The following is a 14,321-nucleotide window of genomic DNA, read 5'->3' as shown; positions in this document are numbered from 1 at the left end:
TGTCAGGACGTCTCGTCCGGAGGGAGCCGGACCTCGCCGACGCGCCGCGCGGATGTCGTCGTCCGCGGGTGGATGGTCCGGCTCGCCTTCTCCAAACCCTCCTCCAGCGTGCGACCGCGCAGGGCGTCGAGCACCACCCCCAGCGGGGTGGCGGCCGCGGCCAGCGCGGGAGTCGCGGTCCGTGACGCCCGACGTACCAGCTCTTGCGCGGCGTCGACGAGGTCCGCGCCGATCAGCTCGCCGGAGTCCGAAGCCGCCCGGGCCTTCTCCAGCAGGCTCCAGCTCTCCCGGGCCAACCCGGGATCCATATCGAGCAGCCCGGCGAGCTCGGCGGCATGCCGCTCCAGCATCTCCGCCAGCCACTGGCCGCTGCGGGCCCGGGCCACCTTGGTGTCGCGCAGGTGCCGCATGTGCTTGGTCGTGGCGGGAGCCTCCGCCCCGAGCCGGGTGCGGGCCAGGTGGTTGACGGCGCAGTCGACCGGCTGGCCGAGGGTCTGCGTGACGGTCGACCCGGAGGCCGGGCTCACATCGCTGTAGACGGCGTTCGACGTCTCCGCGGTCCCGCCGCCCCATTCGCCGCACGCGGCGCCCGGGCCGCCGTTCTGGACGAACAGCGTGCCGGGTGAGACCGAGTAGTAGATGATCCCGCGGCTGGCCGTCAGGCCGCTGGTGAACGTGCAGTTCGACCCGCCGCCCGGACCGACCAGGTCCAGCTCGAACGCGACGATCGGGTACTGCGCGCGCTCCGGGAAGGAGAAGGTGGTGCTGGAGACGTTGTCGTCGGGGTCGGTGTAGCTGAACGTCGCGCCGGTCACGTTGGCGTGGCCGTCGGTGGTCAGCGAGATCTGGAGCGTGGACTCGCGGGGGATCTTGTTGCCGGGCGCGGAGCCGAACGACGTCAGGTAGTAGTCGTTCGGCAGCGCCGGCAGCCAGGGAGTGGTGCCCGGGTCCGGGATGTAGTTCGGCGGCCAGGTCGATCCCGCGGCCCAGTACTGGATCTCGTACCAGAGCTTGTTGTTCAGCACATAGATGATGTATTGGAAGATCTCCAGCGTCTGGCCCTGGCTCAGCCGGCCCGCCGGGGGATAGGCGTTGAACTGGAGCGAGAAGCCGCTGCCGTCGGTGGTTTCGAGGTCTTCGGTCACCTCCAGCAGCACCGAGGCGTTCAGGAGCGGTTCGCACTCGGCGTACAGGACGGCGTTGTTGTTGCTTTGGTAGGTCATGGTGGTGACCCCCTTCGGCCGCGTTCGCGGGAAGAACCGGACTCCTCCATTTAAGGAAGACCGATGGTCCCCTCGCGTCCTGCTTCGGGTTTTCCCCGGCGGGGCTGTGACTAAGTGTTTCGCCTGTTCAGGGCCTACTCGGTGACGGCCCGCGCCCGCGATGCGTCCGCATCCGGCGCGGTGTTTCTTCGGCATGCCTTGACAGGGTTCGAACACGCTTCTATTTTCCGAGAAATCGGACGCGCCCCGCCACGTATGCACCTGCCCGTGCCGTACCGCCTGCCATACCGCCTGGCTCCGTGCCCGGCTCCCACCTGCCTTCACGGCGGTTCGCCCTGAACCGGGCGGCCGCCCATCGCCACGTGAAAGGACCACTATGGCAATACCCGGATACCGGGTCGGCCTGGCCTGTCTGGCCGCCGCCGGCTCGGTGGTGCTCGCCGCCGCCCTGGCCGATCCCGCTTCGGCCGCCAGCGCGTCGCCTGCCGCGTCCCCCGCGAGCTTCCCGCACTACGACCACGCCCGGCACTCGGACCAGATCTGGGGCGGCTACGCGGACACCGGCGCGCGCTTCACCTCGATCAGCGGGTCGTGGACGGTGCCCGCGCTCAACTGCTCGTCGGTGCCGAACAGCTCGGTCTCGCCGTGGATCGGCATCGACGGCTTCACCTCCGACACGGTCGAGCAGATCGGCTTCGACCAGGACTGCGAGAACGGGGTGGCCGCCTACTACCCGTGGGTGGAGATGTATCCGGCGGACTCCATCTACTTCACCGAGACCGTCAGGGCCGGCGACCACATCACCGCCTCGGTGTCGGTGAGCGGCAGCTCGTGGACCCTGACCGAGAAGGACACGACCCGGGGCTGGTCGAAGACGTTCCACGAGACCGGCAGCGACCAGCTCTCCTCGGCCGAGGCGATCGTGGAGGACCTGGGCAACGGCATCCAGCCGGTCGCGCCCTTCGGATCGGTGACCTTCACCAGCCTCACCGCCAACGGCAAGCCCTTGGCGAGCGCCGGCACCGTCAACTCGACCGACATCGAGCGCGGCAACACTCCGCTGACGAAGAACTCGTCGCTGTCCGGCGGCACGTTCAAGCTGAGCTGGCTGCATTCCTGATCCGCCACGGCCGCTGACGCGGCGACGCGGAGGACGGGGTCCGGCCGCCGGGCCCTGTCCTCCGCGCGAATCGTCCTGTCACGGATTGAGATACGGGTCCTGCGCCATGCGCTGGTACGCCGCGAGCGACTCCGGCGAGGAGTTGATCTGCCAGTGCCTCTCCTTGTCGACGTCGAACCAGACGAAGGCCTTGATCTGCGGGTAGTTGTTCTTCAGCGTCGGGACTATGTCGTCGATCCACTGTGCCTTGCTGCCGCCGACCTCGTCGGAGGCCATCTCTCCGATGATGATGGGCTTGCCCTTCGCGGCGAGTTGAGGGTAGATGCCGGCGAACACGTCGTTGAAGCTCTGCCACGTGAAGCCTGCCGCGGAGGTGCCCCAGTTGTACCCGTCGACGCCGGTCCAGTCGACGTAGTCGTCGCCGGGGTAGTAGTCCATCGCCGGTGGGGCGCCGGAGCTGTCGGTGACGTTGGGGCACCAGGCCCAGACGACGTTCGTGGCGCCGGCCGCGGTGAAGATGTCGTGGATGTGGCGCCACGCGGCGATGTACTTCGCCGGGTCGTGGCCGCCCCAGCCCTCGTCCTCGTTCATCTCGGCGGCGAAGTCGAGGAAGAACTTCTTGCCGGACTGGGCCGCGGCGGTGGCGCGGGCCTGGATGGTGGCGTCCAGGCCGCCGCTGACGATGTCGTTGAAGTCGACGCCGAACGGCTCCCAGTTGACCAGCGGGATCCGTCCGTCGGCGAAGTCGGCGGTGGTGGCCGGTGCCGCCATCCAATCGTCGGCCCAGTTGTAGTAAGTGAGGTGGACCGCCGGCTTGCGGCCGATGCGCGCATCGGTGTCGGCGATGGTGCCCGCGCCGTAGTAGTGGCCGAGAAGCGCTCCTTGGTCGGGGACGAGGATGTCTCTCGCGTCAGACGGCGTGATTCCGGCGGAGGCCGCGATGCTGGCCGCGGGGATCGCTGCGGCGGTGAGGATCAGCGCTGCCGCGATGCCGTACCTCTTGCGGAGGCGACGTCTGGACTGCTTCTCATCGGGGGCGTTCTCGGTGTTCTCGGTGTTCTCGGAGGAGGCGGCGCGCCGGCGCCTGAGGTATCTGGTCACGTCGGCAGTCTGTCGAGTGGATCATGACGGGATGATGAGACGGCTCAGGGCCGGTGTTCTGGAAGTCTGAGCCTGACCAGGGCCCCTCCTCCGGGGGCGGTGGTGGCGTCGGCCGTCCCGCTGTGCAGCTCCGCGACCCAGCGGACGATCGCCAGGCCGACACCGAGGCCAGGGCCTTTTCCTTCGCGACGGCAGGTGACTCGGCTGTCGAAGATCCGCTCCCGTTCCGCCGGGGCGATTCCCGGCCCGTGGTCCCGGACCGCCACCGTCCCCGCTGCCACATCCACCTCGACCGGCGGTGTCGACGGCGTTGCTCCGTGGTGTAGGGCATTCTCCACAAGGTTGCGGACCGCCTGCGCGAGGAGGTCGGGATCGCCACGCACGACGGTTGGCGTCGTGCGGACGACGACCTGCCCGGCGAGGAGCGGGAGCTCGTCGACCGCCTGCTCGACGAGCTGGTCCAGCCGGAGCGGCGTGAGCACGACCTGGCCGGTTCCGCTCTGAACGCGGGCCCGCGTGAGGAGCCCGGACACCAGCCGCCCCATATGGTCGACGAGCCGGACCGCCTCGATCATCGCGGCCGGCGCGCGGGACGGCGAGGCACGGCCGTCTTCCATCATCAGGCGGACGGTCGCCAGCGGCGTGCGCAGTTCGTGGGCCGCCTCGGCCAGGAACTGCTCCTGCCGGCCCAGCTCCCGCAGCGTCGGTCGCATGCTGCGTCCGGACAGCAGGTGTCCGACGGCGGCCGAGGCGAGCACCAGCCCGGTGCAGCCGGCGACGAGCCATTGGACAAGCGTGTCGTGGCTCTTCTTCTCCGGTGCGAGGTCGGCCGCGGTGAGCACGACGGCACCGATGTCATCGGCGTCCCACACCGGCGCGGCGGCCCAGCGCGTTCGCCTGCCGTCAGCACCTGCCATCGTCGTCAAGAACGTGTCCTGTTCTCGCACGGTCGAGGTCCACAGCAGATCGAGGCCTGCCGGCGATAGCAGCGCGGCGTTGGCAGGCCGCACCCAGCGGACCTGGACGGGCCCGCTGCCAGGACGCTGAAGCACGGCGGTGACCGCGGACGCACCAGCCAACTCGTCCTCGGACAACGGATCGAGATGGAGTACGCCCTGGTCCATCCAGACTGCCCGGGACAGCGCTTCGGCATGACCCGCCACCTGTGCGTCGACGCTGTGCGCCCGGGACCGGGCGTCGATGGTGGCGGCGATGAACGCCAGCGTGATCAGACACACGGCGCTGCTGGCCGCATACAGCACAGTCATCGACCTGCGCAGGCGCCGCAGCCTGGCGACGGCGGGGCCGTCCACGGTCATGCCGGCTCGCGGATGAGGTAGCCGGCGCCCCGCAGAGTCTCGATGAGATCCGGCGCCCCGAGTTTGCGACGCAGCCGGCCGATCACCGTGTCGACGACGTTCGACATCGGGTCGCTCATCTCGTCCCAGCAGCTCTCGATCAGCTCGCTGCGCGTGACCACGTGCCCGGCCCGGAGCATCAGGGTCTCAAGCACGGCGAACTCCTTCGCGGTGAGAATGAGCAGTACGCCGGCTCGCCGAACCTGCCTGCGGGGCAGGTCCATGGTCAGATCGCCGACCGCGACTTCTGGCAGAGACTGAGGCTGACCGCGTCGGCACCGGGCCCGTACCCGCGCGGTCAGCTCAGCCATGGCGAACGGTTTGACGAGGTAGTCGTCGGCTCCGTTTTCGAAGCCTGACACCCGGTCCTCGACAGTGCTGAAGGAGGTGAGCATCAGCACGGGGACCGTGTGTCCTGACCGGCGCCACCTTTTGAGCAGCTCCAAGGCGTCGCCGTCGGGGAGGCCGCGATCGGCGACCACGCAGTCGTAGGTGTTCACGGACGCTTTGAAGTCGGCCTCCGTGAGTCGTTCCGCGAGATCGACCGCGAAGCCGGCCGAGCGCAGACCGTCGACGATCAGCGGCCCGAGTCCGGGATCGTCCTCCACCACGAGCACCCGCACGGCGGCTCCAGCCCTCGCGACCGGAAAGGCGCTACGGCTGGATCTGGTCGGACAGCGCGAGGTCCCAGACCGCCAGGCCGTGGATCTGCTCGTTCGCGGCCATCGTGCGGCGCAGCGCGAAGGACCGGGCGTCGGACCACCACAGGACCGTGCCGTCGGAGAGCGTCGCGGTCCACTCCCCGGAGGCGTCGTCGAACTGGGCGGTGGCGCCGTCGGCGGCGACGAGGTCGCGCGCGCCCTGGTCGCTGACCTGGGTCGCGGCGCCGCCGGGCGGCCAGGAGTAGCCGTAGCCCGCGACGCCCAGGTCCACCTTGGCCGCCGGGACCTGGCTGACCAGCGCGTCCAGGCCCTGCTGCTGCCAGGACAGGGCGCCGACCGGGCCCGGGTCCGAGGCCTGGGTGTGCTGGTCGTAGGCCATCAGCACCAGGTGGTCGACGACCTGGCCGAGGGCCGGCAGGTCGTATCCGAGGGCTGCGTATTCGTCCGCGCTCTGGCCGTTCATCAGGTCCAGGCTGACGGTCTTGCCGGCCGGCAGCGCCTGCTTCAGCGCGGTCATGAACGCCGTGAGGCCCGCGGTGTCCCGGGCCTGCAACGACTCCAGGTCGATGGTGACGCCGTCCCAGCCCTGGGAGCTGACCGCGCTGCTGAGGGCGCCGACCACGTTGTCGATGTTGGCCTGGCTGCTCAGCAGGTTGTAGGCGGCCTGCTCGTCGAAGTCTCCGATGCTCTGGCTGAAGTTCCCGGCCAGGAACTCGGCCGGGAGGCCGTCGGCGTGCGCGGCGGCCAGCTGGTTCTGTGCGGCGCCGCTGGGTTGTCCGACGCTTGTCCCGTCGGCGGTGATGTTGACGCCGTCGGCGCCGACCGAGCCGAGGGCACCGGCGCTGGCATCGATGAGCGAGGTGGCGTCGCCCTCCTCCTGGTAGCCGACCACCGGCAGGCCGGTGGTGGCGGAGGCGGTGCCGGTGGGGAGGGTCATCGCGGCGATCGCGAGGGCGGAGACCGCAGAGACCGCAAGCGTGCGACGGGTTTTCCGGTGGTTCGTCATGTTCTCTCTTTCGTGCTGGTGGGGTGCTCCGGGTGGGGTTCCGGGTGGGACTAGCTGAACCAGGGGTTGCCGCCGCCGAGGGACCACACCGAGACCTTGGTGACGCCCAGGTCGGTGAGGACTTTCAGCTTGGCGGTCAGGGAGGCGCTGTCGACGTAGTCGTAGAGGACCCCGCCGGAGGTCCAGCGGATCTCTCCCGAGGAGGGGTCGCGGCGGGCTGCGGTGACGGCCGGGTCGGAGGAGAAACCGGGGCTGCTCTTCATATCGCTGAACTGGATGTTGCCGGTGACCGCGTTCAGGTCGCAGGGGTCTGGGGCGTGGTAGCCGTAGGACGGGAGCCCGATGACCAGCCGGGAGTGGTCCGGGACCTTGCTCTGGGCGTAGGTGGTGACCTGCTTGAGCCAGGCGTACGGGGTGATCGCCAGGCAGCGGGCGCCGGGCTGGGTGTCGAACTCCTCGTCATAGGCCATGATCACGAGTTCGTCGACGCCGGTCGCCGAGACCTGCGCGTAGTCGTAGAACGTGGCGTCGGCGGTCATCGCCGGGGCGTCGACCTGCAGACGCTTGCCGTGGGCGTGCAACGAGGTCGCGAGCTGGGTCAGGAACTTCTTGTAGTTCGTGAAGTCCGCCGGGGACCAGGACCAGTAGTCCTCCAGGTCCACGTCGACGCCGGACAGGCCGTTGCCGACGATCAGCGAAGTGAGCTGCGAGACGGCCTTGGACCGGTTGCCGGAGCTGCTGACCAGCGCGTGGACGTCGGCGGTCGTCATCCCCGAGATGGTCGGGTACTGATACGCCGAGTGCGCCTTCACGCTGGCGACGTTCGCCGTGCTGTAGGCGTTGCACAGTCCTGAGGCTGTGGTCTCCAGCTTGACCGAGCCGTTCGACTGCACCGACCAGTACTCGGGCTTGAGCGCGCCGTTCAGGACGCGGTTGTCGGCGTACTCCTGCGGCGCGGAGCAGGTGGAGTCGCCGGGGGAGCCGGGATACAGCCAGGTCTGCAACTGCACGCCGGCGCTCGGCGCGGCGGGCTTCGGCTTGGGGACGGCCGCCATGGCGGGCACGGTCGTCGCGACGATTCCCGCCGCCGCGCAGGCGGTCAGGATGCTGAGCGGTCTTGTTCGGCGAAGCATGTGTCCTCCGGAAAGCGTGACTGATCACCACGCGGACCGGGTGGTCCGCGCGGGGCGTGGCGATGGTTCCGGTGGTGCCTGTTGTGCCTGCGGGTGCGCGGACCGCCGCGCCGACTGCTCAGCCGGACCAGTAGGAGTCCAGGACCAGCGTGTCGGCGCCGGGGACGGCCGAGGCCGTCGACCAGGAGCCGCCCAGCACCCGGCCGCCGCTGCCGTCGTCGTCGGCGGCCAGCGACAGCTGCGTCACGATGCGGTAGCGGTCACCGCGGTACACCGAGTGCGTGAACTCCACGACCCGGCCCTCGGTGTCGGCGGTCGCCCGCTCGAACAGCAGCGCCGGGGTGTGGACCGGCACTCCCAGCAGTTCGGCTTCGGCGGTGTCGACGACGGTGGGTTCGATGATCTGCGTGGCGGTGGCCAGCCCGATCCCGTACCGCTGTCCCAGGATCTGGTAGAACGAGCCGGTCTCAAGGTCCTGAGGAGTCAGTCCGGGCACGAGCGCAGCCGGCACGTGCAGGGTGTCGACCGACATCGGGTCCCCGTCGGCCAGCCGCAGCCTGGTGATGCGCAGGACCGGTTCGGCCGGCGAGACGTTCAGCCGCCGGCTGATCCGGGCCCCGGCCGCGACGGCCTGGAAGTCCACCATCCGGCTGGTCCAGACCCCGTCCACGCCGCCGACGGCCAGCGGCCGGCCGGGCGCGGTGGCCGGGGCGCCGAGGCGCTGGGCCACCTTGGCCTTGGCCACGAAGACCCCGCGGCCGTGCTCCCTGACCAGCAGGCCGTCGCGGACCAGGTCGTCGACGACCGAGCGCAGCGTCGGGCGGGACACCGAGAGCTCGTCGCTCAGTTGGCGCTCGCCGGGGATCGCCCGGCCCGGGCCGTACTCGTCGACCAGGTCCAGCAGGTGTCCGCGGATGCGCTCGCGTTTCTGCCAGCGGCTCTCGCCCACGTTCATCGGCGCTCGGCTCCCCTTCTGTCCGTCGTGATCCGGAACCCTTGACGTCGACCAAATAATGACCCACGATAAGCCCACTGGTCAATGGTTGGTAAGTTTTCGGCCCTGGATGTGGCCGCTGCCCACCGTGGATGACCTGAATCCATACCACTTCTGTTCCACCCATCCCTGGGTCGGAGGCCCCCATGTTTCTGTACCGCCGCACACCCGCAGGCTCGCCGAGCACCCGGAACAGTACCCGGGCCCGCCTGGCCGCCGCCGCCGTCGTCCCGGCCCTCGCCCTGGCACTGACCGGGACGACGGCCGCCTGTTCGGCCGGCGGCGGCTCCACCGCCAAGGCGAACACCGGCGCCGAGGACACCACGCCGGTGACCATCACCTTCTGGCACGGTCTGAGCTCGCCGCACGAGGTCGCCTCCATCGACGCGGTCCTGGCCAAGTTCCACCAGAAGTACCCGTACATCACCGTGCAGGCGGTCAAGGCCCAGGACGATGACAAGATCAACCAGGCGATCCGCGGCGGCACCGCGCCGGACGTGGCCTCGTCGTTCAACGCGAACAACGTCGGCGGGTGGTGTGCCAGTGGCGCCTTCCAGGACCTCGGTCCGGACATCGCCGCCGACCACGTCGACATGACGCAGATCCCGCAGGCCGTCCAGGCCTACACCGCGTACGCCGGCAAACGCTGCACGATGCCGTGGCTGGCCGACACCTTCGGGCTCTACTACAACAAGAAGCTGTTCGCCGCCGCCGGGATCACCGCACCGCCCAAGACGATGACCGAACTGGCCGACGACGCCAAGAAGCTGACCGTGCGCAACCCGGACGGCTCGATCAAGACCGCGGGCTTCATGCCGTATTTCGGGGCCTACGAGATGCTCACCGAGCACCTGCTCCCCAGCTGGGGCGGCAGCTGGCTGAAGGCCGACGGCACCTCGAACACCTCCTCCGACCCGGCCTTCGCCTCCGCGCTGACCTGGCAGAAGAACCTGGTCGACTGGTTCGGCGCGGACAAGCTGGCCAAGTTCAAGGCCGGCATGGGCGACGAGTTCTCGGCGCAGAACGCCTTCGAGACCGGTTCGCTGGCGATGATGGTGGACGGCGAGTGGCGCACCGCGTTCATCAAGAACGACAAGTCCGACGTCGACTACGGCACGGCGCCGATGCCGGTCGCGGACGACAAGCCCGACCTGTACGGATCCGGATTCGTCGGCGGCAACGTCATCGGGATCCCGCGCGGCGCCAAGCATCCGGCCGCCGCCTGGAAGCTGGTGAAGTTCCTGACCACCGATCCCGACGCGGTGGCCTCGTTCGCCGACGCCATCGGCAACGTCCCGACGACGCTGGCCGCGCTCGACTCCCCGGACTTCACGCTGGCCAAGGACCCGAACTTCGCGACGTTCCTACAGGTCTTCAAGAACCCGAAGACCTCGACCACGCCGGCCAGCCCGAACGGTGGCGCGTACCTGACCAACTTCGGCCCGTTCGCCGACAAGTGGCAGAACGGCAAGGTCCCCGATCTGTTGGCCGGGCTCGCCGACATCGACAAGCAGAACGACGCCGCGCTCAAGCTCAGCCAGTGAGAACCGGAGACCGGCCCCCATCATGAGCACACCGATACTGTCCGCCCGGACGTTCCGACGGCGGCCCGCCCCGTCCTTCCCCGTCCCGCCGGCCCTGCGCGCCCAGCATCGGCGCCGGCGGATCCGGGTCCTGCTGTTCCTGTCCCCGTGGATCGTCGGCTTCGGGGTCTTCCTGGCCTACCCGCTGGTCATGACCTTCTGGCTGTCGTTCACGAACTCCGACATGATCTCCACCCCGCACTTCGTGGGCTTGCGCAACTACCGCTACCTGCTCCACGACGACCCGCTGATCTGGCAGGCGGTCCGCAACACCGGCTGGCTGATGGCGGTCATGGTCCCGACGCAGGTCTTGTTCGCGCTCGGCGTGGCCATGGTGACCGCCCGGCTCAAGGCCGGCGCGGGCGTCTTCCGGACCGTGTTCTACCTGCCGGCTCTCGCGCCGCCGGTCGCCGCGACCGTCGCCTTCGTGTGCCTGTTCAACCCCTCCACCGGGCCGGTGAACAGGGCCCTGGGTCTGCTCGGCGTGCACGGGCCGCTGTGGTTCGACTCGCCGACCTGGTCCAAGCCCGCCCTGACGTTGCTCACGTTGTGGGGGAGCGGGACGATGATGGTCATCTTCCTGGCCGCGCTGCTCGACGTGCCCGCCGAGCTCTACGAGGCCGCGCACCTCGACGGCGCCGGGCCGCTGAAACGGTTCCGCTTCGTGACGCTGCCGTCGATCTCGCCGGTGCTGCTGTTCGCGACCGTGACCGCGGTCATCGCCACCTTGCAGTACTTCACCCAGGCGATGGTGGCCTCGCAGACCGCCAACGGGAACATCCAGGCCTCGCCGGGGTTCCCCGGCGGATCGACGCTCACCTTCTCCCAGCAGATCTACGTCGCCGGGTTCAACCAGTTCCACATGGGCTACGCCTGCGCCCTGGCCGTCGTGATGTTCGCGGTGGCGATGGCGTTCACCGTGGTCCTGCTGCGCCGGGGTTCCGGCTTCGACATCGAGGAGGCAGCGAAGTGACCACCCTGGCGCCCACAGCGCGCGACAGGTCCGCCCGGGCAGCGACGTCGCCCCATCGCGCCGCGCGCGGCCGGTCCCGGCGCCGTCGCGTCCTGATCTGGATCGCCGAACACGCCATCGCGGTCGGGCTGGCCGTCGCCTTCCTCGGACCCGTCGTCTTCATCCTGCTCACCTCGGTGATGACCGACCAGCAGTCCCTGACCTCCGACCTGTGGCCGAGGCACTGGCAGTGGTCCAACTACACCAAGGTGTTCTCCCAGGCCCCGACCGCCACCTGGCTCACCAACACCGTCGTCTACGCCGGACTGGTGACCGCCTGCACGCTGGTCTCCAGCATCCCCGTCGCCTACGCGCTCGCGCGGTTCCGCTTCCGGGCCCGCAACGGCGTCTTCCTCGCCGTGATCACGATGATGATGCTGCCGCCGCAGGTGCTGGTCGTCCCGATGTACATCATGTGGGCCCGCCTGCACCTGACCGGCACGATCTGGCCGCTGGTCATCCCCTGTGCGTTCGGGGACGCGTTCTCCATCTTCCTGCTGCGGCAGTTCCTGCTGACGATCCCGGAGGACTACCTGAACGCGGCACGCGTCGACGGATGCAGCGAAGTGCGCGTCCTGCTGCGCGTGGTCCTGCCGATGATGCGTCCCGCGGTCGTCGCGGTCGGCCTGTTCGCGTTCTTCAACGCCTGGAACGACTACTACGGACCGCTCATCTACACCGGCGAGAACCCGGACCACTGGACGCTCGCGGTCGGGCTGGCCGGTTTCAAGACCGCGCACGCCGTCCAGTGGAACCTCACCATGGCCGCGACCGTCATCGCCATGGCGCCGGTGATCATCGTGTTCTTCTTCGCCCAGAAAGCCTTCATCGAAGGCGTCACACTGACAGGAGTCAAGGGTTGAAAATCGTCGTCGTCGGTGGCGGATCCACCTACACCCCCGAACTCGTCGACGGGTTCGCCCGGCTGCGCGACACCCTGGCCGTGGACGAACTGGTTCTCATCGATCCCGACGCCGAACGCCTCGGCCTGGTCGCCGGGGTCTCGGCGCGGATCCTGGCCAAGCAGGGGCATCCCGGCCGGCTGGTCACCGGGACCGATCTGGACGAGCACCTGGACGGCGCGGCCGCGGTGCTGCTCCAGCTGCGCGTCGGCGGTCAGGCCGCCCGGCACACCGACGAGACGGTGCCGCTGATGTGCGGGTGCGTCGGGCAGGAGACCACCGGTGCCGGGGGGCTGGCCAAGGCGCTGCGCACCGTGCCGGTGGTCCTCGACATCGCCGACCGGATCCGGAAGCGCGCCCCCGAGGCCTGGATCGTGGACTTCACCAACCCGGTCGGCATCGTGACCCGGGCGCTGCTGGACGCCGGACACAAGGCGGTCGGGCTGTGCAATGTCGCCAAGGGCTTCCAGCACCTGTTCGGCGAGTACTTCGACGTCGATCCCGAACAGGTCCAGCTCGACCACGTCGGACTCAACCACCTGACGTGGGAGCGCGGCGTGCGGATCAACGGTGTGGACGTACTGCCGCAGATCTTCGCCGAGCACAGCGAGGCGCTGGCCGCGCGCGTGCAGATCCCGGTCGAGGTGATGCGGCGGCACGGTGTGATTCCGTCGTACTACCTGCGGTTCTTCTACGCGCACGACGCCGTGGTCGCCGAGCAGCTGGCCCAGCAGTCGCGGGCCGAGCAGGTGGCTGAGTTGGAGCGGGAGTTGTTGGCGATGTACGCGGATCCGGGGCTGGATGTGAAGCCGCCGCTGTTGGCGAAGCGTGGCGGCGCCTACTATTCCGAGGCCGCGATTGCGCTGGTCGCCGGGCTTCTTGGCGAAGGTGAGGGCGGCGGCGACGGCGGCACCGTCCAGGTCGCCAACGTGCGCAACGGCGATACCCTGCCGTTCCTGTCTGCCGATGCGGTCATCGAGGTGCCCTGCCGCGTCGACGCCACTGGCGTGCACCCGCTGCCTGCGGCACCGGTCGCGCCGCTACAGGCGGGACTGATTGCTCACGTCGCGGCGTATGAAGAGCTCGCGCTTCAGGCTGCCATACACGGCGGCGCCGGTCGGGTCGAGGACGCCCTGATCGCGCATCCGTTGATCGGGCAGACCGAGCCGGCGCAGAAGCTGGCCGCCGAGCTCATCGCGGTGAACCGGCGGTATCTGCCCTGGGCCGCGTCGTGAACGAGCTCTTTCTCGCCGTGGACGGCGGCAACAGCAAGACCGACGTCGTCCTCGGCGACCTCGCGGGAACGATCCACGCCCGGGCCCGCAGCGGTCCCTTCCGGCCCCAGGTCACTGGAGTCCGAGCGGCGCTCGACGCTCTCGAAACGGTGGTCGCGCAGGTGACGGCGGCGGCCGGGCAAGTCGGTCAAGTCGGTCAAGCCGGGCGCATCGACGCGCTGTCCGCGTTCGTGGCCGGCGCAGATCTTCCCCAGGAGGAGGAGGCGCTTCAGGCGGCTTTCGTCGAGCGGGGCTGGGCCCGGCGCGTCCACGTCGCCAACGACACCTTCGCCCTGCTGCACGCTGGGTCGCCGAACGGTACCGGCGTCGCAGTGGTCTGCGGTACCGGGATCAACTGCGTCGGCATCGGGCCCGACGGTTCGGTGGCGCGGTTCCCGGCGCTCGGCGCGCTGTCCGGGGACTGGGGCGGCGGCCAGGACATCGGCACCGAGATGCTGTGGCACGCGGTACGCGGCGAAGACGGCCGCGGCCCACGGACGGCCCTGACCGCGGCGGTCGCCGGCCACTTCGGGCTGCGGACGGCACTGGACGTGACCTTGGCGATCCACACCGGGGAACTCGCCGAGGGCGAACTGCGGACGCTGACCCCGGCGCTGTTCGCGCTGACCGGCGATCCGGTCGCGCGATCCGTTGTGGACCGCCAGGCCGGCGAGGTCTGCGCCCTGGGACTGGCCGCGCTGCGCCGGCTGGGTCTGGAGCAGACACCGACACCGGTCATTCTCGGCGGCGGCGTCCTCGGCGCCGCAGATCCCTACCTCCTGGGACGGATCAGCGAGGGGTTCGCGCAGCGGTCGAAAGCCGAGTTGCGGGTCGTGACCGAGCCGCCGGTGGCCGGTGCCGCCTTGCACGCGCTCGGGACCGAAGCCGGCACTGTGATACGCGAGCGATTGCTGGACCAGCTTCGGGCTGTTCGGATGGGGTGAAACGCGTCG

13 protein-coding genes are annotated in these 14,321 nt (G+C 69.5%); 6 read left to right on the top strand and 7 right to left on the bottom strand.

Annotated features, from left to right (window positions below):
• Positions 1–2 precede the first annotated feature (2 nt).
• Positions 3–1,223 (bottom strand): hypothetical protein, encoded by a 1,221-nt coding sequence (locus ABH935_RS12960; RefSeq protein ID WP_370378103.1) that lies wholly within the window; start codon positions 1,221–1,223, stop codon positions 3–5.
• A 376-nt stretch (positions 1,224–1,599) separates the two neighbouring features.
• Between ABH935_RS12960 and ABH935_RS12955 the strand changes: the two genes are divergently transcribed.
• Entirely contained in the window at positions 1,600–2,343 is a 744-nt protein-coding gene (locus ABH935_RS12955) for a G1 family glutamic endopeptidase (protein WP_370378102.1), read from the top strand.
• 78 nt (positions 2,344–2,421) lie between these two features.
• Here ABH935_RS12955 and ABH935_RS12950 read toward each other — a convergent pair whose 3' ends face one another.
• From ABH935_RS12950 to ABH935_RS12925, 6 genes are all read right to left on the bottom strand, one after another.
• Positions 2,422–3,444 carry a glycoside hydrolase family 26 protein gene (locus ABH935_RS12950; protein ID WP_370378101.1) on the bottom strand — a complete coding sequence of 341 codons (1,023 nt, stop codon included), beginning with the start codon at positions 3,442–3,444 and terminating at the stop codon, positions 2,422–2,424.
• Between the two features lie 44 nt (positions 3,445–3,488).
• Positions 3,489–4,763 carry a sensor histidine kinase gene (locus tag ABH935_RS12945; protein ID WP_370378100.1) on the bottom strand — a complete coding sequence of 425 codons (1,275 nt, stop codon included), beginning with the start codon at positions 4,761–4,763 and terminating at the stop codon, positions 3,489–3,491.
• Complete coding sequence (locus ABH935_RS12940; protein WP_370378099.1) at positions 4,760–5,425, bottom strand: winged helix-turn-helix domain-containing protein; 666 nt, start codon at positions 5,423–5,425, stop codon at positions 4,760–4,762. Before ABH935_RS12940 ends, ABH935_RS12945 begins: the two co-directional genes overlap by 4 nt.
• Before the next feature lie 31 nt (positions 5,426–5,456).
• The gene (locus ABH935_RS12935) at positions 5,457–6,470 is read right to left on the bottom strand and encodes a glycosyl hydrolase family 18 protein (RefSeq protein ID WP_370378098.1); all 1,014 of its coding nucleotides are present in this window, start codon (positions 6,468–6,470) and stop codon (positions 5,457–5,459) included.
• A gap of 50 nt (positions 6,471–6,520) precedes the next feature.
• Positions 6,521–7,603: a glycosyl hydrolase family 18 protein gene (locus ABH935_RS12930; RefSeq protein WP_370378097.1), complete on the bottom strand. Its 1,083-nt coding sequence runs from the start codon at positions 7,601–7,603 to the stop codon at positions 6,521–6,523.
• A gap of 118 nt (positions 7,604–7,721) precedes the next feature.
• Entirely contained in the window at positions 7,722–8,558 is an 837-nt protein-coding gene (locus ABH935_RS12925) for a GntR family transcriptional regulator (protein ID WP_370378096.1), read from the bottom strand.
• 185 nt (positions 8,559–8,743) lie between these two features.
• On the opposite strand from ABH935_RS12925, the gene ABH935_RS12920 reads away from it, so the two are divergent.
• From ABH935_RS12920 to ABH935_RS12900, 5 genes are read left to right on the top strand one after another with little or no spacing between them, the layout of a single operon-like run.
• Positions 8,744–10,141, top strand: a complete 1,398-nt coding sequence (locus tag ABH935_RS12920; protein ID WP_370378095.1) for an ABC transporter substrate-binding protein — start codon at positions 8,744–8,746, stop codon at positions 10,139–10,141.
• A 22-nt stretch (positions 10,142–10,163) separates the two neighbouring features.
• Positions 10,164–11,153 (top strand): carbohydrate ABC transporter permease, encoded by a 990-nt coding sequence (locus tag ABH935_RS12915; RefSeq protein WP_370378094.1) that lies wholly within the window; start codon positions 10,164–10,166, stop codon positions 11,151–11,153.
• Entirely contained in the window at positions 11,150–12,055 is a 906-nt protein-coding gene (locus ABH935_RS12910) for a carbohydrate ABC transporter permease (RefSeq protein WP_370378093.1), read from the top strand. Before ABH935_RS12915 ends, ABH935_RS12910 begins: the two co-directional genes overlap by 4 nt.
• Positions 12,052–13,329, top strand: a complete 1,278-nt coding sequence (locus tag ABH935_RS12905; RefSeq protein WP_370378092.1) for a 6-phospho-beta-glucosidase — start codon at positions 12,052–12,054, stop codon at positions 13,327–13,329. The genes ABH935_RS12910 and ABH935_RS12905 overlap by 4 nt, the downstream gene beginning before the upstream one ends.
• Positions 13,326–14,312 carry an N-acetylglucosamine kinase gene (locus tag ABH935_RS12900; RefSeq protein ID WP_370378091.1) on the top strand — a complete coding sequence of 329 codons (987 nt, stop codon included), beginning with the start codon at positions 13,326–13,328 and terminating at the stop codon, positions 14,310–14,312. The genes ABH935_RS12905 and ABH935_RS12900 overlap by 4 nt, the downstream gene beginning before the upstream one ends.
• Positions 14,313–14,321: the final 9 nt, after the last annotated feature.

This window comes from Catenulispora sp. GAS73 (assembly GCF_041262085.1).
In the GTDB taxonomy this organism is placed as follows: Bacteria; Actinomycetota; Actinomycetes; order Streptomycetales; family Catenulisporaceae; genus Catenulispora.
The sequence above is the reverse complement of the archived record's forward strand: the minus strand, read 5'-3'. Positions and strand labels throughout refer to the sequence as shown.

Coding starts and splice junctions, on each gene's coding strand:
- ABH935_RS12960 (WP_370378103.1), bottom strand. CDS start 1,223: ATGACCTACCAAAGCAACAACAACGCCGTCCTGTACGCCGAGTGCGAA.
- ABH935_RS12955 (WP_370378102.1), top strand. CDS start 1,600: ATGGCAATACCCGGATACCGGGTCGGCCTGGCCTGTCTGGCCGCCGCC.
- ABH935_RS12945 (WP_370378100.1), bottom strand. CDS start 4,763: ATGACCGTGGACGGCCCCGCCGTCGCCAGGCTGCGGCGCCTGCGCAGG.
- ABH935_RS12935 (WP_370378098.1), bottom strand. CDS start 6,470: ATGACGAACCACCGGAAAACCCGTCGCACGCTTGCGGTCTCTGCGGTC.
- ABH935_RS12930 (WP_370378097.1), bottom strand. CDS start 7,603: ATGCTTCGCCGAACAAGACCGCTCAGCATCCTGACCGCCTGCGCGGCG.
- ABH935_RS12925 (WP_370378096.1), bottom strand. CDS start 8,558: ATGAACGTGGGCGAGAGCCGCTGGCAGAAACGCGAGCGCATCCGCGGA.
- ABH935_RS12920 (WP_370378095.1), top strand. CDS start 8,744: ATGTTTCTGTACCGCCGCACACCCGCAGGCTCGCCGAGCACCCGGAAC.
- ABH935_RS12915 (WP_370378094.1), top strand. CDS start 10,164: ATGAGCACACCGATACTGTCCGCCCGGACGTTCCGACGGCGGCCCGCC.